Source organism: Pseudomonas sp. SWRI22 (assembly GCF_014268395.2).
Taxonomy (GTDB): Bacteria; Pseudomonadota; Gammaproteobacteria; order Pseudomonadales; family Pseudomonadaceae; genus Aquipseudomonas; species Aquipseudomonas paracarnis.
On sequence record NZ_JABWQK020000003.1, the window covers coordinates 168,956 to 190,312 of the forward strand.

Here is a 21,357-nt window from a genome sequence, read left to right on the forward strand (position 1 = left end):
AGTTTATAAAGTCAGCGTCAAACGGTTTACCAAAGCGCCTGGCAACAGGTTGGAAGCGGTGTTGCGCCGGTCATAGGTACTGGCCGACAACAGCAGCTCCCGATCAGCGGTCAGCGCTTCCAATTGCGAACCGAGCAACTGATAGACACTGTCATCAAAGCGCATGGTGCTGACCGGCGCCTTGATCTCGCCGTTTTCCACCCAGAAGGTCGCAAAGCGCGTCATGCCGGTCAGGCGCGCTGCCGGCAGGTCGGAGTAGTTCAGGTACCAGAGGTTGCTGATATACAGACCGGTGCCCAACTGCTTGAGAATATCGGCCTGGGCCAGGCTGCCGGCCGCCATTTGCAGGGCGCTGGGCGACTCGTCGCTGCTGGCGCCGTTGGTGCTCAAGCCGTATTCGGCGGCGCTGCGCGAGTTGACCAACTGGCCCTCGGCTTTGCCTGCGTTGATCAGGGTGACATCCTCACGCGGGTAGCCTTCAGTGGAAAACGCCTGGCTCAGGGAGCCGCTGATCTGCTCATCCACCGTCACCAGCGGGCTCAATGACTGATCACCCGCGTACAGGCGTTGCAACGAACTGCCTTTGCTCGCGATGGCCTGGGCCGAAAAACCACCCCAGGTGATGATGCTGATGATTTCTTCCAGCGCTGCCGGCGCCAGGTAGGCACGGTACTGGCCTGGCGCCAGGTTGTGCAGCGGGCGACCGAGAAACGCCAGTTGCTCACGGGCCTGTTGGAAACGGGCGGCGAATTCGGCGCTGTTCCAGGTGTGCCCGGCGTAGCTGGCTTTTACCGCTTCGCCATTGGCGTGGAACAGGCTGAAGTCGAAATTGAAGCTGTTAGCCCGGTGCCAGCCGAACGCCCCCGATGAGCTGGCGAAACCACGGCTGATCGGGCCGGCGGCGTAGAAGCCAACCAGGTCCACGCCATCGGCGGCCTGGCTGATGTCGTCCAGCACTTGGGCCAGTTCCGGCAGCGGGCGCAGCTGTTCGTTATGGCTGTGCCAGGCGTCGGGGTTCAGCAGCAGGTACGGGTCAGGCGGCAACAGCGGCAAGGTCTCGCGCAGTTGTTGCAGGCCATTCGCCAGGCGCTGGCGATCCAACTGCGCCTCGCCGGAAAGGGTGATACCCAGGTCGGCGTGGCGCCCATCGTTGATCAGCTTGAGGTTCAGGCTGGCCTGCTGTACCTGGCCCGCCTGGCGTACCTGCGCGTGGTTGAAGCGCACGAACTCGGACGCTTCATCCGCGTAGCCGAGTTGAAAGTGTTCTTGATCGGTGACCGCCTGCTTGAGCCAATCCACCAGAGCCTTGAAGTGGTTCATCAGGCATCTCCCCCAAATACATCGACATTGCTGAATACACAGGCCGGCGACGCATGGCCGACACGGATCACCTGGTTGGGTTCGCCCTTGCCGCAGTTCGGCGTGCCCAAGACCTTGAAGGTGCTGGCGTCGCCTACCGCGCTGAGCTTGCGCCAGAACTGCGCGGAAATCGCGCGGTAGTTGGGGTTCTTCACCACGCTCTTGAGTTCGCCGTTTTCGATCAACTGGCCCCACTCGCAGCCGAACTGGAACTTGTTGCGCGCATCGTCGATGGACCACGAACGGTTGGTCGACATCAGGATGCCGCTCTCAATGCCGCCCACCAATTGCGCGAGGCTTTTATCCCCAGGTTCGATATTCAGGTTGGCCATGCGGTCGATGGGCGCACGGTTCCAGCTGCAGGCGCGGCTGTTGGCGACGCCTGGCAGGTTGGCGCGAAATTGCGATAAGGCCCCGCCCAAGGGCTTGAGCAGCAGGCCTTCGCGAATCAGAAATTGCTTGCTGGCAGGCGTGCCGTCGTCGTCATGAGCGTAGCTGGCAAGCTGTTCGGGGATGTCCGGGTCGAAGGTGACGTTGAGCAGCGGTGAGCCATATTGCAGGTGGCCGAAGTCGCTGGCTTTCACAAAACTGGTGCCGGCGTAATTGCGCTCGTCACCAAGGATGCGATCCAGCTCCAGCGGATGGCCGATCGACTCGTGGATCTGCAGGATCATTTGGTCGGGCATCAGCAGCAGGTCACGCGGGCCGTGGGGCGTATTCGGTGCGAGCAGCAATTGCAGGGCTTCGTCGGCCACCTTGCGGGCGGCGCCCACCAGGCCAAAACGCTGGATCACCCCGGCACTGCCTTGCTGGCCGAAGTTGGTACCGCCCAGGGTACGGGTCTGGCTGTCGTTGCCGTCGAAGGCGGTCACACTCAGGCCCGGAAAGACAAAACGCTGGGCCTGACGCAGTTGCGCGCCGGCGCTGTTGAGATAGATCTGTTCAACCCGCGTGGTCCCCAGGCTGACTTCCCAGCTCACCAGGCGCTCATCCTTGGGCACGGCGGCGGACTCATCGCCGAGCAACTGGTAGCAGTCGCTCAGGGATGGGAAGGGCTGGTCGAGGTCGGGCGACAGGTAGTCGGCGACGTCGCTGGACACTGGCTGCTGGTGCAGGTCGAGCAGGGCGTGAGGCTTGATCAACCGGGCTTGCTGTTCAGCGCGCTCAAGGGCGGCTTGCAGGCCGGCAAGGGAAATGTCGTTGGTCGCGGCGTAGGCTTCCACGCCGTTGAGACGCACGGTAAGCATGGCGCCTTCGTCATGGCCCAGGTGAGGCGGCTCGGCGACGTTCTTGCGTACTGACAGGTACTGACCGGATTCGCGCACGTAGCGCAGGGAGAAAAATTCGGCGGTGGTGCGCAGGGCACCGAAGTGTTTCTTGAGCGTGGCGTGGTGTTCGAACATGGGGCCTTCCTTGTGGGCGGCTCGGCGCGGGCAGGCGAACAGAGTAGGCCTGGGCGGGGAGCTGATCAAGGGAGGTTTTGTTGTGTGATCGTTCCCACGCTCTGCGTGGGAATGCCACCCTGGACGCTCTGCGTCCGCTCTTGAACGGCGTGACGCAGAGCATCACAGGATGCGTTCCCACGCGGAGCGTGGGAACGATCAAAGCTCCCTCGCCACAAGGTGTTTCGGTTACTGCGCCAATGGCCCTACTTCACGCATAGGCTTGCCACGCACCGGCGCATCGCCTGCTACGTAGTAGTCAGCGGTGCTGCGCGGCAGTGGCTTGCGGCCACGGATCTTGTCGGCGATTTTCTCGGCGATCATGATCGTTGGCGCGTTCAGGTTGCCGGTGGTGATGATCGGCATGATCGAGGCATCGACCACACGCAAGCCCTGCATGCCATGCACGCGGCCTTCGCCATCGACTACGGCCATCTCGTCGGTGCCCATCTTGCACGAGCAGGACGGGTGGAACGCGGTCTCGGCGTGCTCGCGGATGAACTTGTCCAACTGCTCATCGGTTTGCACTTCAATGCCGGGGCTGATTTCGCGGCCACGGTACGGGTCCAGTGCCGGCTGCTGCATGATTTCACGGGTCAGGCGGATGCCATCGCGGAACTCCTGCCAGTCCTGCTCGGTGGCCATGTAGTTGAAGAGGATGCTCGGGTAGTCCCGTGGGTTCTTCGACTTCAGCTGGATACGGCCACGGCTTGGCGAACGCATGGAGCCCATGTGCGCCTGGAAACCGTGCTCTTTCACACCGTTGCTGCCGTTGTAGTTAATCGCCACCGGCAGGAAGTGGTACTGGATGTTTGGCCACTCGAACTCTTCACGGGTACGGATAAAACCGCCCGCTTCGAACTGGTTGCTGGCGCCGATGCCGGTGCCGTTGAACAGCCATTCGGCACCAATTGCCGGCTGGTTGTACCAGAGCAGCGAGGGGTACAGCGACACTGGCTGGGTGCACGCGTATTGCAGGTACAGCTCAAGGTGGTCCTGCAGGTTTTCACCCACACCCGGCAGGTCGTGGACCACCGGGATGTCGAGGCTTTCCAGCAGTTTGGCCGGGCCGACACCGGAGCGTTGCAGCAGTTGCGGCGAAGCGATTGCGCCGCTGCACACCAGTACTTCTTTGCGCGCACGGGCTTCAACGCGCTCTTCGGCGGCGCCGATCAGGTAACGCACGCCCACTGCACGCTTGCCTTCGAACAGCACTTTGTCGGTGAGGGCATGGGTGACGATGGTCAGGGTCGAACGCTTTTTAGCTGTGTCCAGGTAACCGCGTGCGGTGCTGGCGCGACGGCCGTTCGGCGTGACGGTACGGTCCATCGGGCCGAAGCCTTCTTGCTGGTAGCCGTTCAAATCTTCGGTACGTGGGTAACCGGCCTGTACGCCCGCTTCAACCATGGCGTGGAACAGCGGGTTGTTGCCCGCTTTCGGCGTGGTCACGCTGACCGGGCCGTCACCACCGTGCCAATCGTTGGGGCCGATGTCGCGGGTTTCGGCTTTGCGGAAATACGGCAGGCAGTCCAGGTAGGTCCAGTCTTCCAGGCCCGGCAGCTTCGACCAGTTGTCGTAGTCCATGGCGTTGCCGCGGATGTAGCACATGCCGTTGATCAGGGAAGAACCACCCAGGCCCTTGCCGCGCCCGCATTCCATCCGGCGGCCGTCCATGTGTGGCTCTGGATCGGTTTCGTAGGCCCAGTTGTAGCGGCGGCCTTGCAGCGGGAAAGCCAGGGCAGCTGGCATCTGGGTGCGGAAGTCGAGGCGGTAGTCCGGGCCACCGGCTTCCAGCAGCAAAACGGTGACGCCTTCGTCTTCGGTCAGACGGGTCGCCAGGGTGTTACCGGCAGAGCCGGCACCCACAATGATGTAATCGTATTCTTGGGACATGAATGTACCCTCGTAAAATGGGTTCAGGCTGCTTTTGTGGCGAGGGAGCTTGCTCCCGTTCGACTGCGCAGCAGTCGCAAAATCAGCGCTCGAGTTCTGTCTGAAAGAACTACTGGGTCTGGAATGGGGCTGCTTCGCAGCCCAGCGGGAGCAAGCTCCCTCGCCACAGAGGAGCATTCCAGGCCCATAAGGTGTTAGAACACCGAGGCGTAATCGCCCAACTCAACCTGTACCGATTTGATACGCGTGAAGTTGTTCAGCGAGCTGATCCCGTTCTCACGGCCCACACCCGACTGCTTGTAGCCGCCAACCGGCATCTTCGCGTCGGACTCGCCCCAGGCGTTGATCCAGCAGATACCGGCTTCCAATTGGTGAATCACGCGGTGGGCGCGGTTCAGGTCCTTGGTCACCAGGCCAGCGGCCAGGCCGAAGTCGGTGTCGTTGGCGCGGCGGATCACTTCTTCTTCGGTCTCGTAGGTGAGGATGCTCATCACCGGGCCGAAGATTTCTTCACGCACGATCACCATGTCATCGGTGCAGTCGGTGAACACGGTCGGGGCCACGAAGGCGCCTTTGGCGAAGTCACCGTCGGTCAGGCGGTCGCCGCCGCACAGCAGGCGGGCGCCTTGCTCTTTGCCTTTGGCGATGTAGCCCAGCACGCTTTCCATGTGGGCAAAGCTGACCAGCGGGCCGAAGTTGGTGTTTTCGTCTTCCGGGTTGCCGATGCGAATACGCGCCACACGCTCGACGATCTTGGCTTCGAACGCGGCTTGCAGGTGCTTGGGCACGAACACGCGGGTGCCGTTGGTGCAGACCTGACCGGAGCTGTAGAAGTTGGCCATCATGGCGGTGTCGGCGGCGCGGTCGAGGTCGGCGTCGTCGAAAATGATCAGCGGGGACTTGCCGCCCAGCTCCATGGTCACGTCCTTGAGCGAGGAGCTCGACGCGCTGGCCATGACTTTCTTGCCGGTGTCGGTGCCGCCGGTGAAGGAGACTTTCTCAATGCGCGGGTGCTCGGTCAGCCAGGTGCCGACTTCACGGCCGCTGCCGGTCAGTACGTTGAACACGCCCGCTGGAACGCCAGCCTCGGTGTAGATCTCGGCCAGTTTCAGGGTGGTCAGCGAGGTGACTTCGCTTGGCTTGAAGATCATCGCGTTACCGGCAGCCAGGGCCGGTGCGGATTTCCACAGGGCGATCTGGATCGGGTAGTTCCACGCGCCGATACCGGCAACCACGCCCAGCGGCTCGCGGCGGGTGTAGACAAACGAGGTGTCGCGCAGTGGGATCTGCTCGCCTTCGATGGCAGGTACCAGGCCGGCGTAGTATTCCAGCACGTCAGCGCCGGTGACGATGTCGACGTACTTGGTTTCGGAGAAGGCTTTACCGGTGTCCAGGGTTTCCAGGGCGGCCAGTTCATCGTTGCGCTCGCGCAGGATGTCCACGGCACGGCGCAGGATGCGCGAACGCTCCATGGCGGTCATGGCGGCCCAGATTTTCTGGCCTTTTTCAGCGCTGACCACGGCACGTTCAACGTCGTCTTTGGTGGCGCGTTGCACTTGGGCGAGAACTTCACCGTTAGCCGGGTTGATGGCTTCGAAGGTGGCATCGCTGCCAGCGTCGCTGTAGCCGCCGTCAATGTAGAGTTTTTGCAGGTCGAAACGGGCCATAAAGTCCTCGCAAGTGCATAAGTGGTTGGCGTTACCCGCCGAACAGTGGGCCATGGGGGTGTGGCAATACTGAGCGGCGGACGTTCAGGGGTTGAGCGGTTATGTGTGCTCTAACTCACCTGCTTGGCCAATTGGAAATCCATGTATTCGTAAGCGATCCGTTGCGCCTGCTCCGTGTCGAAAGCGTCTCCCGACAGGGCGCCGCGCAACCACAAACCGTCGATCAGGGCCGCCAGGCCTCGGGCTGCTTTGCGTGCGTGCGGCAGCGGCAGCACTCGGCGGAACTGGCAGCACAGGTTGGAATACAGACGTTGATCGTTGATCCGCTGCAACCTGTGCAATGACGGGTGGTGCATGCTGGTGGCCCAGAAGGCCAGCCAGGTTTTCATTGCCGGGCCGTTGACCTGGCTGGCGTCGAAGTTGCCTTCGATGATCACCTGAAGGTGCGCCCGTGGGCTGTCATCCTTCAAGGCACGCCTGCGTTCTTGCACGTTCTCGATCAGCGCATTCATCAGGTAGCGCATCGTCGCTGCGATCAGGCCGTTCTTGTCCTGAAAGTAGTGGCTGATGATGCCGTTCGAGACGCCGGCCAGACGGGCGATCAGCGCAATGCTGGCATCTCCCATCCCGACCCGATCGATGGCCGTCAACGTGGCTTCGATCAACTGCTGGCGGCGTATGGGTTGCATACCGACCTTGGGCATGTAGCACCTCTCCTTAGGCCTGCCGATGGGCGATCCACGTCCGTCGGCTTGAGGGCCAGTCTATTTTGTTTTGATTGAACGTTCAATCAACAAAGAATAAGATCTGCGACAAATGGTCGCTGCCTACAGATGTTTCCTACCTGCGAGCTGCAACCTTCGACACCTGCAAAAACCCTTGAAACAGGCCACTTCATAGCCTGATCACCGCTTCGGCGGGCTCAAGAATTTTGGGGTGTCTTTATAACACCCGTCCGTCGACTGCCGAAAAATCGATGTCCCGGGATAACCGTTGCCTTGTGTTTCTCTCTCGCACTGCCTGGAGCATCTGCGCCATGAGTTCTGCCTCTCTTATAAAGACCCCACCGGAAAAGGTCCGGGTCAACGGTTGGGTGTTCTACACCTCCACCGCGCTGATTTTATTGTTGACCGCCATTCTGATCGTCGCCCCGCAGGAGGCCGGGCGCATGCTCGGCGTAGCACAGGCCTGGCTGTCGAAAAGCTTTGGCTGGTACTACATGGTGGTCATCGCCGCCTACCTGGTGTTTGTGGTCGGCCTGGCGTTTTCGTCCTATGGGAAACTTAAGCTGGGTGCGAAGGACGATACCCCAGACTTCAGCTACGGCGCCTGGGCCGGCATGTTGTTCTCGTCGGGTATCGGCATCTCGCTGTTGTATTTCGGTGCGTCCGAGCCGTTGGACCATTACTTCAACCCGCCCGAAGGCGCTGCCGCCAGCAATGGCGCGGCACGCCAGGCGCTGCAACTGACCTTCCTGCACTGGGGCCTTCACGGCTGGGCGATCTATGCGCTGGTCGGCCTGGCCGTGGCGTACTTTGCGTACCGTCACAACCAACCGCTGGCACTGCGTTCGGCGCTGTACCCGCTGGTGGGCGAGCGTTGGGTGAAGGGCGCGGCGGGGCATGCGGTAGACGGTTTCGGAATGTTCGTGACCCTGCTGGGGCTGGTGACCAACCTGGGGATCGGCTCGATGCAAGTGTCGTCGGGGCTGGAAAACCTGTTCGGCATGGAGCACAGCAATACCAATTTGCTGATCGTGATCATCGTGATGAGCACCGTGGCGACCATTGCCGCCGTGTCGGGTGTGGAAAACGGTATTCGTCGTCTGTCCAACCTCAACATCGTGCTGTTCAGCGGTTTGCTGATCTTCGTGCTGCTGTTCGGCCCCACCTTGCACCTGCTCAATGGCCTGGTGCAGAACACCGGTGATTACCTCAACGGTATCGTGCTGAAAACCTTCGACCTGTATGTGTACGAAGGCGACGGTGCCAAGACCGAACGCTGGATGGGCCTGTGGACCTTGTTCTACTGGGCCTGGTGGATTTCCTGGGCGCCATTTGTGGGCATGTTCATCGCGCGTATTTCCCGTGGTCGCACCGTGCGCGAACTGGTGGCTGGCGTATTGCTGATCCCGCTGGGCTTTACCCTGGCGTGGCTGTCGATCTTCGGCAACTCGGCCCTGGACCTGGTGCTTAACCACGGGGCGGTGGAGTTGGGCAAGACGGCGCTGGAGCAACCGTCCATGGCCATCTACCAACTGCTTGAGCATTACCCGGCGTCGAAAGTGGTGATCGGCGTGTCGATCTTCGTGGGCTTCGTGCTGTTCCTGACGCCTGCGGATTCCGGCGCGGTGATGATGGCCAACCTTTCCTGCAAAGGCGGCAATGTGGATGAAGATGCGCCGCACTGGTTGCGTATCTTCTGGTCGGCGGTGATCACCCTGGTGACCATCGGCCTGCTGTTTGCCGGCAACTTCGAAGCCATGCAAACCATGGTGGTGTTGGCGGGGCTGCCGTTCTCTGTGGTGCTGGTGTTCTTTATGTTCGGTTTGCACAAGGCCATGCGCCAGGACGTGGCCACCGAACAGGAGCAAGCGCAATTGGCCGAACGCGGGCGTCGTGGTTTCAGCGAGCGCTTGACGGCGCTGGACCTGCAACCGAGCCAGGCCACCGTGCAGCGCTTTATGGACAAGCACGTAACGCCGGCGTTGGAAGAAGCCGCGAGTGCGTTGCGTGATCAGGGCCTGGAAGTGCAGACCCTGCTGGGCAAATCCAAGCGCTGCATCGGCGTGCGGATCGAGATGGACGAGGGCAACCCGTTTGTCTACGAAGTGAGCCTGGATGGCTACTCGGCGGCACCGGCTGACCTGCCTGAAGAAGAGCGCACCCGTTACTATCGTGCCGAGGTGTACCTGCACAACGGGCCGCAGGAGTATGACCTGATGGGCTTCACCCAGGAGCAGATCACCCGGGATGTGCTCGATCAGTTTGAAAGCCATCGGCAGCTCCTTGGCCGGGTCTATAGCTGATAGTTGAAGCCTGGTGGTGTCTTCCCTGACATGATCGTTCCCACGCTCTGCGTGGGAACACCGCCATGGACGCTCCGCGTCCCGCTCTTGAAGTCGTGACGCGGAGCGTCACAGGGTGCATTCCCACGCAGAGCGTGGGAACGATCCAGGGTTGCCTTAACCCAGGTTCTTGCCCAGCAGGGCGTGGTAGAGCTCACTGTCTCCCAAAATCCCTACCACCTTGTTGTTGTCATGCAGCACCAGCTTGTTGCCTGTCTGGTAGCGAATCTGCAGTGCATCGCGCATGCCGATGTTCGAGTCCACCAACGTCGGTACGCGGCCCAAGCCTTCCACGGCTTGCCCTGGCGCCCAGTTCTGCAGGTTCATCGTCACGCCATTCTGGCGTGCGCCCTGGATGGTGTTGCCTTCAGCCAGGTCCAGCCAGGAGTCGCCACCCGGATCAAGGCACACCGAACCATTCACACGCGTGCAGTTATCCAGGGTGCGCATCAGGCTGCGCCCGCACAGCACGTTCAACGGGTTGGTATGGGCGACAAAGGTGCGCACATAGTCGTCCGCCGGGTTCAGCACGATCTCTTCCGGCACGCTGTACTGGATGATCTTGCCGTCTTTCATGATCGCGATACGGCTGCCGAGCTTGAGTGCTTCATCCAGGTCGTGGCTGACGAACACGATGGTCTTGCTCAATTTGCGTTGCAGTTCCAGTAGCTCATCTTGCAAGCCTTGGCGGATCAGCGGGTCGAGGGCAGAGAAGGGTTCGTCCATCAGCAGGATATCGGCGTCCATCGCCAGGGCGCGAGCCAGGCCGACGCGCTGCTGCATACCGCCGGACAACTCGTCGGGCTTCTTGTTGCGCCATTGGCTCAGGCCCACCAGTTCGAGTTTCTCGTCCACCAGTGTGCGTCGTTCTTTCTCTGGGCGGCCCTGCATCTCCAGGCCGAAGCTGATGTTCTCGCGCACCGTCAGCCAAGGCATCAGGGCGAACTTCTGGAACACCATGGCGATGCGTTTGGTGCGCATCATTTTCAGCTCTGCGGGGGTGCAGGAGGCGATGTCGATCTGACGCCCTTCATGCTCCACAAACAGCTGGCCACGGCTGACGGTATTGAGGCCGTTGATGCAGCGCAGCAAGCTGGATTTGCCTGAGCCCGAGAGGCCCATCAGCACACAGATCTCGCCTTTCTCGATATCCAGGCTGGCGTTCTCGACGCCGACGATCTGCCCGGTCTTCTTCAGGATTTCGTTACGGCTCATGCCCTGGTCCAGCAGCTTGAGCGCTTCGCGTGGGTCTTTGGAAAAGATCACGTCGACTTTGTCGAATCGGATAATGCTCATGCATCACCCCCTACTTTAGCGTCGGGTTGTTTGCAGATACGGTCGAGCATGATGGCGAGCAACACAATGGCCAGGCCCGCTTCAAAGCCCAGCGCAATATCGGCAGTGTTGAGTGCGTTGACCACTGGCTTGCCGAGGCCGTCGGCGCCTACCAGGGCGGCGATCACCACCATCGACAACGACAGCATGATGCATTGGGTAATGCCGGCGGCGATGCTCGGCATGGCGTGGGGCAGTTCAATGCGTGAGAGCAACTGGCGGCGCGAGCAGCCAAAGGCCTTGCCGGCGTCCATCAGCTCTTGCGGCACATCGCGGATACCCAGGTAGGTCAGGCGGATCGGCGCGGCAATCGCGAACACCACCGTGGAAATCAGCCCAGGCACCACACCCAGCCCGAAGAGGGTCAGGGTAGGGATGAGGTAGACGAAGGTCGGCACGGTCTGCATCAGATCGAGTACCGGCCGCATCATGGTGTAGAACATCGGCTTATGCGCGGCAACAATGCCCAGCGGCACACCGATGACCACGCAGACCAGGGTGGCGAACAGCACCTGCGCGAGGGTTTCCATGGTTTCCTGCCAGTACCCCAGGTTGAGGATCAGCAGGAAGGAGGCGATGACAAAAACAGTCAGTCCCCATTTACGTTGAATAAAGTGAGCCAGCAGCGCAATCAGACCGATCAATGCCAGTGGATTGAACCAGGTCAGCGCAAACGTCACGCCGTGGATCATCGTTTCCAGTGTCGATGCGATTGCGTCGAAGTAGTTGGCACCGTGTTGGGTCAACCAGTCGACGAAGGCAGCGATGTACTGGCCTAGTGGGATTTTCTGTTCAGTCAGCATGGTAGTGAATGTCCACATGCGAAGGGGAAAACATCCCAGGCCAGCGCACCGGCCTGGGGTCAGCGGGTGCTATTTGGCGAGGTAAGCTTTAACGGCATCGAGCCCTGGTTTGCCATCAACGGTGGTGACACCGGCGAGCCAGGTGTCGAGCACTTGCGGGTTCTTCTGCAGCCAGGCCTTGGCGGCAGCATCGGCCTTCATCTTGTCGTCCAGGACGTTACCCATCAGGGTGCTTTCCATGTCGAGGGTGAACACCAGGTTTTTCAGCAACTGACCAACGTTGCTGCATTCCTGGGTGTAGCCTTTGCGGGTGTTGGTGTAGATGGTGGCCTGGCCGTAGTTGGGGCCGAACGAGTCGTCACCGCCGGTCAGGTACTTCATCTTGAAGCGAGTGTTCATCGGGTGCGGTTCCCAGCCGAGGAACACGATGGCCTGGTTGCGCTTGGAGGCGCGTTCGACCTGGGAGAGCATGCCGGCTTCGCTGGATTCGACCACCTTGAAACCGGCGGTTTTCAGGCCGAAGGCATCTTTGTCGATCAGCGTCTGGATGGTGCGGTTGCCATCGTTGCCCGGCTCGATGCCGTAGATCTTGCCGCCCAGCTCATCCTTGAATTTGGCGATGTCGGCGAAGTCTTTCAGACCCTTCTCATACAGCGCCTCTGGGACCGCCAGGGTGTACTTGGCGTTCTCCAGGTTGGCGCGCACGGTTTCCACGGTGCCGGCATCACGGTACTGCTTGATGTCGTTTTCCATGGTCGGCATCCAGTTGCCGAGGAAGATATCCATGTTCTTGCCGTCGGCCAGGGACTTGTAAGTCACAGGTACCGAAATCATCGTGGTGCGCGGCTTGTAGCCCAGGCCCTTGAGGATCTCGCTGGTGGTCGCGGTGGTGACGGTGATGTCGGTCCAGCCGACATCGGAGAAGTTGACGGTCTTGCACTGTTCCGGTTCTGCGGCGTGTGCCACGACTGGCAGACTCAGCATGGCGGCCAACAACAACGAGGGTGAACCTTTCATGTGGGTAGACTCCTGTGTCTTTTCTGGCGGCATTCGCCGCGCTTTATAAGTGTTGCGGTTGGAGCGTGCGACAACAGCTCTGGCGCGGTGCCTTGCAAACGAGTCGAGACTGATCATGTACCAGTGAAAATCTGACGCCTACAGGGGGCGTCGTATCCAGTACAGGGAGGGTCGCATCCAGTACCGATGACGTCGCTTACAGGTTTTTCCGAAGGTAAAACTGCTGTTTTTACCCTTCTGCACCGCAAAAAACGGCCAAAACTGGCGTTCGCAAGCGAGCGCCGCTGGTGAGCATGAGTGCGTCGGTGTGAGACGCCGTGATGACGAATAAAAGCTTGATGATGCCGCCATCTGGGCGATCTGAGCGTAGCACCTCGTTCAAGCCCGGCCCGTGCTTATCGAGGAGTTCCACGTTAATGGCTATCAGCGTTTTCGACCTGTTCAAGATCGGCATCGGGCCTTCGAGTTCCCACACCGTGGGGCCCATGCGCGCCGCGGCGTTGTTCGTTCAAGGGTTGCGTGAGCGTGGGTGGCTGGAACAGGTGCAGCGTGTCGAAGTGCAACTGTACGGCTCGTTGTCGGCCACCGGCATCGGCCACGGCAGCGACACCGCCACCATCATGGGCCTGATGGGCGAGTGGCCAGACGCAATCGACCCCACGCAAATCGGCGCCCGTATCCACACCCTGCGCGAAACCGACACGCTGCTGCTGGACGGGCGTTTGCCGGTGCCCTTTGTGTGGGCGCGGGATATGCGCCTGCTCGATGAGAACCTGCCGTTCCATCCCAATGCCATGACCCTGGTGGTGTTTGGCGAAAACGGCGAGTTGCACCGCGACACCTATTACTCGGTGGGCGGCGGTTTTGTGGTGGATGAAGCCCAGGCCCAAAGCGGTGTGGCGGACATGGACCGCACCGAGCTGCCTTATGACTTTTCCAGTGCCGTGGAGCTGTTGCAGTTGTGCAAGACCCACAACCTGCGCGTTGCCGAACTGATGCTGGCGAATGAAAAAACCTGGCGCAGCGAAGAAGAAATCCGCAGCGGCCTGATGAAGCTCTGGCGCGCCATGCAAGATTGCGTGGAGCAGGGCCTCAAGCACGAAGGCATCCTGCCCGGCGGCTTGAACGTGCGCCGTCGCGCTGCCAAGTTGCACCGCAGCTTGCAGGAGCTGAACAAGCCCAATGTGATCGGCTCGACCTTGAGCGCCATGGAATGGGTCAACCTGTTCGCCCTGGCGGTCAACGAAGAAAACGCCGCCGGTGGGCGCATGGTCACGGCGCCCACCAACGGTGCGGCGGGAATCATCCCGGCGGTGTTGCACTACTTCATGAAGTTCAGTGAAGAAGTCACCGAAGCCAACGTGGTTGACTACCTGCTGGGCGCGGCGGCGGTGGGCATCCTGTGTAAAAAGAACGCCTCGATCTCCGGTGCCGAAGTCGGTTGCCAGGGCGAGGTCGGTTCCGCGTGTGCCATGGCCGCAGCCGGGCTGGCGGAGATCCTTGGTGCCACGCCGGAGCAACTGTGCAACGCCGCCGAAATCGGCCTGGAACATAACCTCGGCCTGACCTGCGACCCGGTGGGCGGCCTGGTGCAAGTGCCGTGTATCGAGCGCAATGCAATTGCGGCGGTGAAGGCGATCAACGCGGCGCAAATGGCGTTGCGGGGCGATGGCCAGCACTTCATCTCGTTGGACCGGGTGATCCGCACCATGCGTGATACCGGGGCCGATATGCATGACAAGTACAAAGAGACATCACGCGGTGGGTTGGCGGTGAGTGCGGTTGAATGTTGAGTCAGTGACATGGTTGTTCCCACGCTCCGCGTGGGAATGCCGCCCTGGACGCTCCGCCCATGGGTGACGCAGAGCGTGACAGGATGCATGCCCACGCAGAGCGTGGGAACGAGCTGAAGAGGAGCATCATTGCTCACAAAGTGAACACCCCAGCCAAAATCGCCACCTTTTAGCGCGTCGCAAATAGATAAGTAGCTTCCGAACGAATTCCTACACGATCACACGCCTGATGTGCTTTGGGTGACAGACTCCTCCTACGCCCGCAAAGCGCCTTCCCACAAGTGCTACCGATCTGCTCACCCCCCTTGAACCCCGCCCGTTATGCGTCATATCCCGCACTTCACGCGTGGGCTCATATAGACGCATAAACAGGTCGTTTTCAGGAGTTCTTGAATAGCCATTCAATTTTAGGCATGGCATTTGCTCTATCAATTACAAAGCCTCTCCTTTTCAGGACGAGCGCAATAACAAGAGCCTCGCCTGAGGCCGCCACCCGCTTTGTGTGATGTGAGGAGATACCGCGATGACGTCGACCAACTCCGGGGCCCAACCCCAGAACCGTGCGCCTCAATCCATCGGCTTTTTGCTGCTGGACAATTTCACGCTGATTTCCCTGGCGTCAGCCGTGGAGCCACTGCGCATGGCCAACCAGCTGTCCGGCCGCGAGCTGTATCGCTGGACAACCCTGAGTGTCGACGGCAACCAGGTGTGGGCCAGCGATGGCCTGCAAATCACACCCGATGCCTCCATGCACAAAGCACCCGTGCTGGACACGGTCATCGTGTGCGGCGGCGTGGGTATCCAGCGCACCGTCACCCGTGAACATGTGTCGTGGCTGCAAAGCCAGGCACGCCAGTCTCGTCGCCTCGGCGCAGTGTGCACCGGCAGCTGGGCCCTGGCCTGCGCCGGCTTGCTCGACGGCTTTGATTGCAGCGTGCACTGGGAATGCCTGGCGTCGATGCAGGAAGCCTTCCCGCGGGTGGCCATGAGCACGCGCCTGTTCACCCTCGACCGCAACCGCTTCACCAGCTCCGGTGGTACCGCGCCCCTGGACATGATGTTGCACCTGATCAGCCGCGACCACGGCCGTGAATTGTCGGCCGCCATCTCCGAGATGTTCGTGTACGAACGCATCCGCAACGAACAGGATCACCAGCGTGTGCCGCTCAAGCACATGCTTGGCACCAACCAGCCGAAGCTGCAGGAAATCGTCGCGCTGATGGAAGCCAACCTCGAAGAGCCAATCGATTTGGACGAACTGGCGGTGTATGTCGCCGTGTCGCGCCGGCAGTTGGAGCGGCTGTTCCAGAAATACCTGCACTGCTCGCCGTCGCGCTACTACCTCAAGCTGCGCCTGATTCGTGCGCGGCAGTTGCTCAAGCAAACGCCGATGTCGATCATCGAAGTCGCCTCGGTGTGCGGGTTTGTGTCTACGCCGCACTTTTCCAAGTGCTACCGCGAATATTTCGGCATTCCGCCACGGGATGAACGTGTCGGCTCCAACACCACCCAGCAAGTGGCGATGATGCCGATTCCGCAGGCATTGGTGTTGTCACCGTTGTCGGGGCCGATGTCGGCGTTGAGCCAGGCCAGGAACGAGTCGACGTTTGCCAGTGTAAGGCTCTAAACCGAGTCGTCTGCATCGCAGGCAAGCCAGCTCCCACCTTGGAATGCGTTCTCCTGTGGGCGCTGGCTTGCCTGCGATAGCGGTATTTTCAGGCGCCGGAGTTCTGTTTGAATTGCATCAGCGCCGGCAACAACTGCTTGTCGATCGCCTGGCGCACCGCCGGCAAAATGGTCGCCTTGCCGGTGTACATTTGCTCCACCATTCCCTTGAGCGCCTTGGCCCGCGCTTCGCTCAAACCGCGCACTGCACATTCACACGCCTGCTCGGCGCTGGCGCCGCTGGACACTTCAAAACCCAGCGAGCGCAGTTGGCTCAGCAGGTCATCCTGATCAATCAAATCCGCGTGCATCATGACGTTTATCCTGGTGTAGGGAACAGGGATTGACCTGGATTCTGGTAGGCCCTTGCTGGGTGGGCAAGAGCAGAATCGAGCGATGGCTTGGATGGCTATGAACAGGTCGTTTTCGGGTCACTTGGCAATACGGTTAATAGGCACACTGAACCCAGGCACGCAGCTTGACGGTTTGGTCACCCTCCAGATGCACAGCTCACACAAGGCCCCTCTGCCCCGATCCAGTCACGGCTGGCTCGGGGCTTTTTTTGCCGGTAAACCGATGACACGGCCAAGCAGGGCAGGCCTTGGCAGCTCGGCCTGGGCAGCGCTGATCGCGGCAAGCCGTTGCAGCGTGGCCTCGGTGAACAGCGTGGCCTGCGGCCCGGCCAGGTCGACGTGCAACAGCATCTGTTCATTGCCGGCCAGTTCCTCGTCGTCTCCCACCCGGTGCAGGCTGTGATAAAGGTGCAGGCGCTTGGCGTCATGGGCGATCAGTTGGGTATGCACCTCAACCTCGGCCCCGAGCTTGACCTCATGCAGGTAGTTCAGGTGCAGCTCCAGGGTGAACAGCGAGTGGCCACTGGCTTCGCGGTTTTCGCTGTCCAGCCCCAGCGCGTCCATCAGCGCATCGGTGGCGTAGCTGAAGATCAGCAGATAGAACGCGTCACGCAGATGGCCGTTGTAGTCGACCCAGTCGGGCAGGATTTTCGTGGTGTAGGTGGTCAGTGCGGGCATGGCATGAATCCAATTCAGTGTGCGGTCAAATGTGCTGGCCGGCCTGCGATAGCAACGGTGAGGCCAACACCGCCATCGCAGGCAAGCCAGCTCCCACAGGGTTATTCGGCGAAGTTCATGCCGTGCTTGGCCTTGGTTGTTTTTACGGCCTCCAGCACCGCCAGCAGGCAGTCATCACGATAGCGCTCCAGCGCCGAGATGCTGTGGTTACCCAACTGCTCAGCGGTGCCATCGACCACATCATCAATCAGCTTTTCAGTCAATTCAGGCGCCGGTAGATAAGTCCATGGCAGCTGCAACGCCGGGCCGAACTGTGCCATGAAGTGGCGCATGCCGGCGTCGCCGCCCGCCAGTGTGTAAGTGAGGAAAGTGCCCATGAACGACCAGCGCAACCCGGCACCAAAACGAATGGCGTCGTCGATTTCGCCGGTGGTCGCCACCCCGTCATTGACCAGGTGCAGCGCCTCACGCCACAGCGCTTCCAGTAGGCGGTCGGCAATAAACCCCGGCACTTCCTTGCGCACATGCAAAGGACGCATGCCCAGGGATTCATACACCGAGATCGCCGCCTGGATTGCCTCTGGCGCGGTGTTTTTGCCGCCCACCACTTCTACCAGTGGCAACAGGTAGACCGGGTTGAAGGGGTGGCCGACCACGCAGCGTTCCGGGTGGGTAGAGCTTTCATAGAATTCGCTGGGCAATAGCCCTGAGGTGCTGGAGCCGATCAATGCGTTCGGCTTGGCCGCGGCGCTGATCTGGCTGTGCAATTGCAGCTTCAGCTCCAGGCGTTCCGGGGCGCTTTCCTGGATGAAGTCGGCGTCTTTTACGCAGTCTTCGATGGTAGTGACAAAGCGCAGGCGGTCCTGGGAGGCACCTGCCGCCAGGCCCTGTTGTTCAAGGGCGGGCCAGGCGTTGGCGACGCGTTTACGCAAGGCCGCCTCGGCACCGGGCGCGGGGTCCCAGGCCACCACATCCAGACCATGGGCAAGGGCACGGGACACCCAGCCGCTGCCGATGACACCGCTGCCCAACGCGGCGAATGTTTTGATTTCGGTGATAAAGCGCATGGCATATTCCTAAAGTGTTCGATGATCCTTTGTGGGAAGCCGGGCTTGCCCGCGATGGCGGCATTGCAGGCTACAAAGATGTGGCAGATTTACTGGCCTCATCGCGGGCAAGCCCGGCTCCCACAGGAGTGGTGGTGTCTGTGTTAGCCGCGTTGGGTCAGGCCCATCTTGATGCGGCCTTCGGCTGGGGTCAGGACCCTTGCGCCTAACCGGCTGAGAATTTCACTGGCGCGTTCCACCAACTGCCCATTGGTGGCGAGCACGCCCTTGTCCAGCCACAGGTTGTCCTCCAGGCCCACCCGTACGTTGCCGCCCAGCAGCACCGCCTGCGCGGCCATTGGCATTTGCATGCGGCCAATGCCGAAGCCGGCCCACACCGCGTCGGCGGGCAGGTTATCGACCATGGCTTTCATGGTGGTGGTGTCGGCCGGTGCCCCCCAGGGAATGCCCAGGCACAGTTGGAACAGCGGGTTATCCAGCAGCCCTTCCTTGATCATCTGCTTGGCGAACCACAGGTGGCCGGTGTCGAAAATTTCCAGCTCGGCCTTTACGCCCAGTTCCTGGATACGTTTGGCGCCGGCACGCAGCTGCGCCGGGGTGGACACGTAAATGGTGTCGCCATCGCCGAAGTTCAGCGTGCCGCAGTCCAGGGTGCAGATTTCCGGCAGCAGTTCTTCGACGTGGGCCAGGCGGGTCAGCGGGCCCACCAGGTCGGTATTGGGCCCGAACTCCATGGGATTCTCGCCGCCACCGATCTCCAGGTCGCCACCCATGCCGGCGGTGAGGTTGACGATGATGTCGATGTCGGCCTCGCGGATGCGCTCCATCACTTCGCGGTACAGCGCAACGTCGCGACTGAACTTGCCGGTCTCGGGGTCGCGTACGTGGCAATGCACGACCGTGGCGCCGGCCTTGGCGGCTTCCACGGCAGCGGCGGCGATTTGCTTGGGAGTGACCGGCACGTGGGGGCTTCTGGCGGTCGTGTCGCCAGCACCGGTGAGTGCGCAGGTGATGATGACGTCGTGGTTCATGGGGCGGTTCCTTACAGGCGGGTGATTTCAAGGCGCAGGGCGCCGTTCGCAACCTTCAGGGGTTGCGAAGCGGTGATCTGGATGGGTTATTTCGTGGTCAATTGCAGGTTGGCGGCAGCCGGTTTGCCGTCGAAGGTGGTCACACCCTCCAGCCAGCGCGCCTGGTCTTGCGGGTGATCCTTGAGCCACTGCTTGGCGGATTCGATGGCATCCTTGTGGTCCAGCAGCGGTTGCATCATGCGGCTCTCGTCGGCGGCGGTGAACGTCAGGTTGGTCAGCAGCTTATGCACGTTGGGGCACTGCTCGGCGTAGGCCGGCGCGGTCACGGTCCACACGGTGGCCATGCCTTCGTTCGGGCCCAGGGCGTCTTCGCTGCCGGTGAGGTAAGTCATCGCCACATTGACGTTCATCGGGTGCGGTGCCCAACCAAAGAACACCACGGCTTCCTTGCGGCGCACGGCACGGTCTACGGCCGCCAACATGCCGGCTTCGCTGGACTCCACCAACTGGAACTTGCCCAGGCCGAACTGGTTTTTGGCGATCATCGCCTTGATCTGCGTATTGGCCCCCGAGCCCGGCTCGATGCCATAAATCTTGCCGCCCAGCTCTTTTTCGAACCTGGCGATGTCAGCAAAGGTTTTCAGGCCCTTGTCGGCCAGATAAGTCGGCACCGCCAGGGTGGCGCGGGCGTCTTCCAGGCTGGGTTTTTCGAGGACCTTGACTTGCTTGGCGTCGACGAACGGCGTGATGGTCTGGGTCATCAGCGGGTTCCAGTAACCCAGAAACAGGTCCAGGCGCTGGTCGCGGATGCCGGCAAAGATGATTTGCTGCGAGGCGCTGGTTTGTTTGGTCTTGTAGCCGAGGCCATCGAGCAGCACCTGGGCCATGGCGCTGGTGGCGATGACGTCGGTCCAGTTGACCACGCCCATGCGTACGTTCTGGCATGAAGCGGCATCCGCTGCCAGGGCGTTAGTGCTCAAAATGGCGCTGGCGCTGAGTGCAAGTACGCAGCGGCTGATCAGTCGGTTCATGGGTGGAGCCCTCGGCAGTCGTTATTGTGGGTGCCGGCGTCTTTGTGCACCGTGGGATCACGTTACGCAGCTTGGCGCCCCGCAAAGCGCACGGCGGCGACCCACTCTTGCACTGCAGCGACCTGGGCTCTTGAATGGCCGGTTGAACTGGCGTATCACAGTGAGCACGCTGCCCGTACGACGAGAGCGCCACCATGTCCCAGGATGTCTATTTCTTGCTGATGCCGGGGTTCTCGGCCCTCGGTTTTATCTCCGCGCTGGAACCGTTACGCGTGGCCAATCGCTTTCGCGGCGAGCTGTACCGCTGGCACATCTTGAGTGCCGATGGCGGCGCGGTACTGGCGAGCAACGGCATGTCGGTCAACGCCGATGCCGCGCTGGAACCGTTGAAAAAAGGCGCGACCTTACTGGTGGTGGCCGGCTTCGAACCCCTGCAGTTCGCCACGCCCGCCCTGGAGCATTGGCTGCGCCGCCTCGACCATGAGGGTGTGACCCTCGGTGCCATCGACACCGGCGCCTGCGTGCTGGCCGAGGCGGGCCTGCTTGACGGCCACCGCCTGACCTTGCACTGGGAAGCCATCGACGCCTTCAAGGAGGCCTATCCGCACCTAAGCGTGACCCAGGAACTGTTCGAAATCGACCGGCGCCGCATCACCTGCGCCGGCGGCACCGCGTCCATCGACTTGATGCTCGATCTCATCGCCCAGGCCCACGGCCCGGCACTGGCGATCCAGGTTTCCGAGCAATTCGTACTCGGCCGCATCCGCCCGCGCAAGGACCACCAGCGCATGCAGATCGCCACGCGCTACGGCATCAATAACAAGAAACTGGTGCACGTGATCGGCGAAATGGAACAGCACACCGAACCGCCCCTGAGCACCTTGGCCCTGGCCGAAACGATCAAGGTCACCCGGCGCCAACTGGAGCGGCTGTTTCGCCTGCACCTGAACGATACGCCGAGCAATTTCTACCTGGGCCTGCGCCTGGAAAAAGCCCGCAAACTGCTGCGCCAGAGCGACATGAGCGTACTGGAAGTGAGTATTGCGTGCGGGTTTGAGTCACCGTCGTATTTCACCAGGAGCTATCGCGCAAGGTTTGCCAAATGCCCGCGGGAGGATCGGCGGCGGGAGGTGGTTTGACGGACAATTATAGTAAA

General features: G+C 61.1%; 17 protein-coding genes. 4 read left to right on the forward strand and 13 right to left on the reverse strand.

From position 1 onward, the window contains the following. Positions 1-3: 3 nt before the first annotated feature. From HU730_RS23735 to betI, 5 genes are all read right to left on the reverse strand, one after another. The gene (locus HU730_RS23735; RefSeq protein WP_186527449.1) at positions 4-1,320 is read right to left on the reverse strand and encodes a TldD/PmbA family protein; all 1,317 of its coding nucleotides are present in this window, start codon (positions 1,318-1,320) and stop codon (positions 4-6) included. Continuing rightward, a complete protein-coding gene (locus tag HU730_RS23740) occupies positions 1,320-2,762 on the reverse strand; it encodes a TldD/PmbA family protein (RefSeq protein ID WP_186527448.1) in 1,443 nt (480 codons plus the stop codon). The genes HU730_RS23735 and HU730_RS23740 overlap by 1 nt, the downstream gene beginning before the upstream one ends. Positions 2,763-2,990: 228 nt before the next feature. Then, positions 2,991-4,694: a choline dehydrogenase gene (gene betA, locus HU730_RS23745; protein WP_054898187.1), complete on the reverse strand. Its 1,704-nt coding sequence runs from the start codon at positions 4,692-4,694 to the stop codon at positions 2,991-2,993. Between the two features lie 194 nt (positions 4,695-4,888). Next, complete coding sequence (betB, locus tag HU730_RS23750) at positions 4,889-6,361, reverse strand: betaine-aldehyde dehydrogenase (RefSeq protein WP_120247525.1); 1,473 nt, start codon at positions 6,359-6,361, stop codon at positions 4,889-4,891. A 110-nt stretch (positions 6,362-6,471) separates the two neighbouring features. After that, on the reverse strand, positions 6,472-7,065 hold the full coding sequence (gene betI, locus HU730_RS23755; protein WP_003194919.1) for a transcriptional regulator BetI: 594 nt from the start codon (positions 7,063-7,065) through the stop codon (positions 6,472-6,474). Between the two features lie 389 nt (positions 7,066-7,454). Here betI and HU730_RS23760 point away from each other — a divergent pair, with 389 nt between their 5' ends. Then, a complete protein-coding gene (locus HU730_RS23760; protein ID WP_230633881.1) occupies positions 7,455-9,389 on the forward strand; it encodes a BCCT family transporter in 1,935 nt (644 codons plus the stop codon). Positions 9,390-9,545: 156 nt separating this feature from the next. Here the strand turns inward: HU730_RS23760 and choV are convergent, their stop codons facing one another. From choV to HU730_RS23775, 3 genes are all read right to left on the reverse strand, one after another. Continuing rightward, positions 9,546-10,724, reverse strand: coding sequence for a choline ABC transporter ATP-binding protein (gene choV, locus HU730_RS23765; RefSeq protein WP_054922367.1), 1,179 nt, complete (start codon positions 10,722-10,724; stop codon positions 9,546-9,548). Further along, the gene (choW, locus tag HU730_RS23770) at positions 10,721-11,566 is read right to left on the reverse strand and encodes a choline ABC transporter permease subunit (RefSeq protein WP_003194913.1); all 846 of its coding nucleotides are present in this window, start codon (positions 11,564-11,566) and stop codon (positions 10,721-10,723) included. Before choW ends, choV begins: the two co-directional genes overlap by 4 nt. 69 nt (positions 11,567-11,635) lie before the next feature. Continuing rightward, on the reverse strand, positions 11,636-12,583 hold the full coding sequence (locus HU730_RS23775) for a choline ABC transporter substrate-binding protein (RefSeq protein WP_034128893.1): 948 nt from the start codon (positions 12,581-12,583) through the stop codon (positions 11,636-11,638). A gap of 416 nt (positions 12,584-12,999) precedes the next feature. Here HU730_RS23775 and HU730_RS23780 point away from each other — a divergent pair, with 416 nt between their 5' ends. Continuing rightward, a complete protein-coding gene (locus HU730_RS23780) occupies positions 13,000-14,376 on the forward strand; it encodes an L-serine ammonia-lyase (protein WP_014720257.1) in 1,377 nt (458 codons plus the stop codon). A 523-nt stretch (positions 14,377-14,899) separates the two neighbouring features. Further along, positions 14,900-16,003, forward strand: coding sequence for a GlxA family transcriptional regulator (locus HU730_RS23785; RefSeq protein WP_034128892.1), 1,104 nt, complete (start codon positions 14,900-14,902; stop codon positions 16,001-16,003). A gap of 88 nt (positions 16,004-16,091) precedes the next feature. Here HU730_RS23785 and HU730_RS23790 read toward each other — a convergent pair whose 3' ends face one another. The 5 genes from HU730_RS23790 to HU730_RS23810 all read right to left on the reverse strand — a co-directional run bounded on the left by HU730_RS23790 (position 16,092) and on the right by HU730_RS23810 (position 20,201). Further along, positions 16,092-16,355 (reverse strand): hypothetical protein, encoded by a 264-nt coding sequence (locus HU730_RS23790; RefSeq protein WP_034128891.1) that lies wholly within the window; start codon positions 16,353-16,355, stop codon positions 16,092-16,094. 225 nt (positions 16,356-16,580) lie between these two features. Then, positions 16,581-17,072, reverse strand: a complete 492-nt coding sequence (locus HU730_RS23795) for a thioesterase family protein (protein ID WP_186527447.1) — start codon at positions 17,070-17,072, stop codon at positions 16,581-16,583. Positions 17,073-17,173: 101 nt separating this feature from the next. Beyond that, positions 17,174-18,139, reverse strand: a complete 966-nt coding sequence (locus HU730_RS23800) for an L-carnitine dehydrogenase (protein ID WP_034128889.1) — start codon at positions 18,137-18,139, stop codon at positions 17,174-17,176. 143 nt (positions 18,140-18,282) lie between these two features. After that, positions 18,283-19,170, reverse strand: a complete 888-nt coding sequence (locus HU730_RS23805) for a 3-keto-5-aminohexanoate cleavage protein (protein ID WP_034128888.1) — start codon at positions 19,168-19,170, stop codon at positions 18,283-18,285. Between the two features lie 86 nt (positions 19,171-19,256). Next, positions 19,257-20,201: a choline ABC transporter substrate-binding protein gene (locus HU730_RS23810; RefSeq protein WP_034128887.1), complete on the reverse strand. Its 945-nt coding sequence runs from the start codon at positions 20,199-20,201 to the stop codon at positions 19,257-19,259. Positions 20,202-20,395: 194 nt separating this feature from the next. Between HU730_RS23810 and HU730_RS23815 the strand changes: the two genes are divergently transcribed. Beyond that, entirely contained in the window at positions 20,396-21,340 is a 945-nt protein-coding gene (locus HU730_RS23815; RefSeq protein ID WP_034128886.1) for a GlxA family transcriptional regulator, read from the forward strand. Positions 21,341-21,357: the final 17 nt, after the last annotated feature.

What these genes read in the sequence shown, in the direction of transcription:
- HU730_RS23735 (WP_186527449.1), bottom strand. Translation starts at nt 1,320, where the DNA reads ATGAACCACTTCAAGGCTCTGGTGGATTGGCTCAAGCAGGCGGTCACC.
- HU730_RS23740 (WP_186527448.1), bottom strand. Translation starts at nt 2,762, where the DNA reads ATGTTCGAACACCACGCCACGCTCAAGAAACACTTCGGTGCCCTGCGC.
- betA (WP_054898187.1), bottom strand. Translation starts at nt 4,694, where the DNA reads ATGTCCCAAGAATACGATTACATCATTGTGGGTGCCGGCTCTGCCGGT.
- betB (WP_120247525.1), bottom strand. Translation starts at nt 6,361, where the DNA reads ATGGCCCGTTTCGACCTGCAAAAACTCTACATTGACGGCGGCTACAGC.
- betI (WP_003194919.1), bottom strand. Translation starts at nt 7,065, where the DNA reads ATGCCCAAGGTCGGTATGCAACCCATACGCCGCCAGCAGTTGATCGAA.
- choV (WP_054922367.1), bottom strand. Translation starts at nt 10,724, where the DNA reads ATGAGCATTATCCGATTCGACAAAGTCGACGTGATCTTTTCCAAAGAC.
- choW (WP_003194913.1), bottom strand. Translation starts at nt 11,566, where the DNA reads ATGCTGACTGAACAGAAAATCCCACTAGGCCAGTACATCGCTGCCTTC.
- HU730_RS23775 (WP_034128893.1), bottom strand. Translation starts at nt 12,583, where the DNA reads ATGAAAGGTTCACCCTCGTTGTTGTTGGCCGCCATGCTGAGTCTGCCA.
- HU730_RS23780 (WP_014720257.1), top strand. Translation starts at nt 13,000, where the DNA reads ATGGCTATCAGCGTTTTCGACCTGTTCAAGATCGGCATCGGGCCTTCG.
- HU730_RS23785 (WP_034128892.1), top strand. Translation starts at nt 14,900, where the DNA reads ATGACGTCGACCAACTCCGGGGCCCAACCCCAGAACCGTGCGCCTCAA.
- HU730_RS23790 (WP_034128891.1), bottom strand. Translation starts at nt 16,355, where the DNA reads ATGATGCACGCGGATTTGATTGATCAGGATGACCTGCTGAGCCAACTG.
- HU730_RS23795 (WP_186527447.1), bottom strand. Translation starts at nt 17,072, where the DNA reads ATGCCCGCACTGACCACCTACACCACGAAAATCCTGCCCGACTGGGTC.
- HU730_RS23800 (WP_034128889.1), bottom strand. Translation starts at nt 18,139, where the DNA reads ATGCGCTTTATCACCGAAATCAAAACATTCGCCGCGTTGGGCAGCGGT.
- HU730_RS23805 (WP_034128888.1), bottom strand. Translation starts at nt 19,170, where the DNA reads ATGAACCACGACGTCATCATCACCTGCGCACTCACCGGTGCTGGCGAC.
- HU730_RS23810 (WP_034128887.1), bottom strand. Translation starts at nt 20,201, where the DNA reads ATGAACCGACTGATCAGCCGCTGCGTACTTGCACTCAGCGCCAGCGCC.
- HU730_RS23815 (WP_034128886.1), top strand. Translation starts at nt 20,396, where the DNA reads ATGTCCCAGGATGTCTATTTCTTGCTGATGCCGGGGTTCTCGGCCCTC.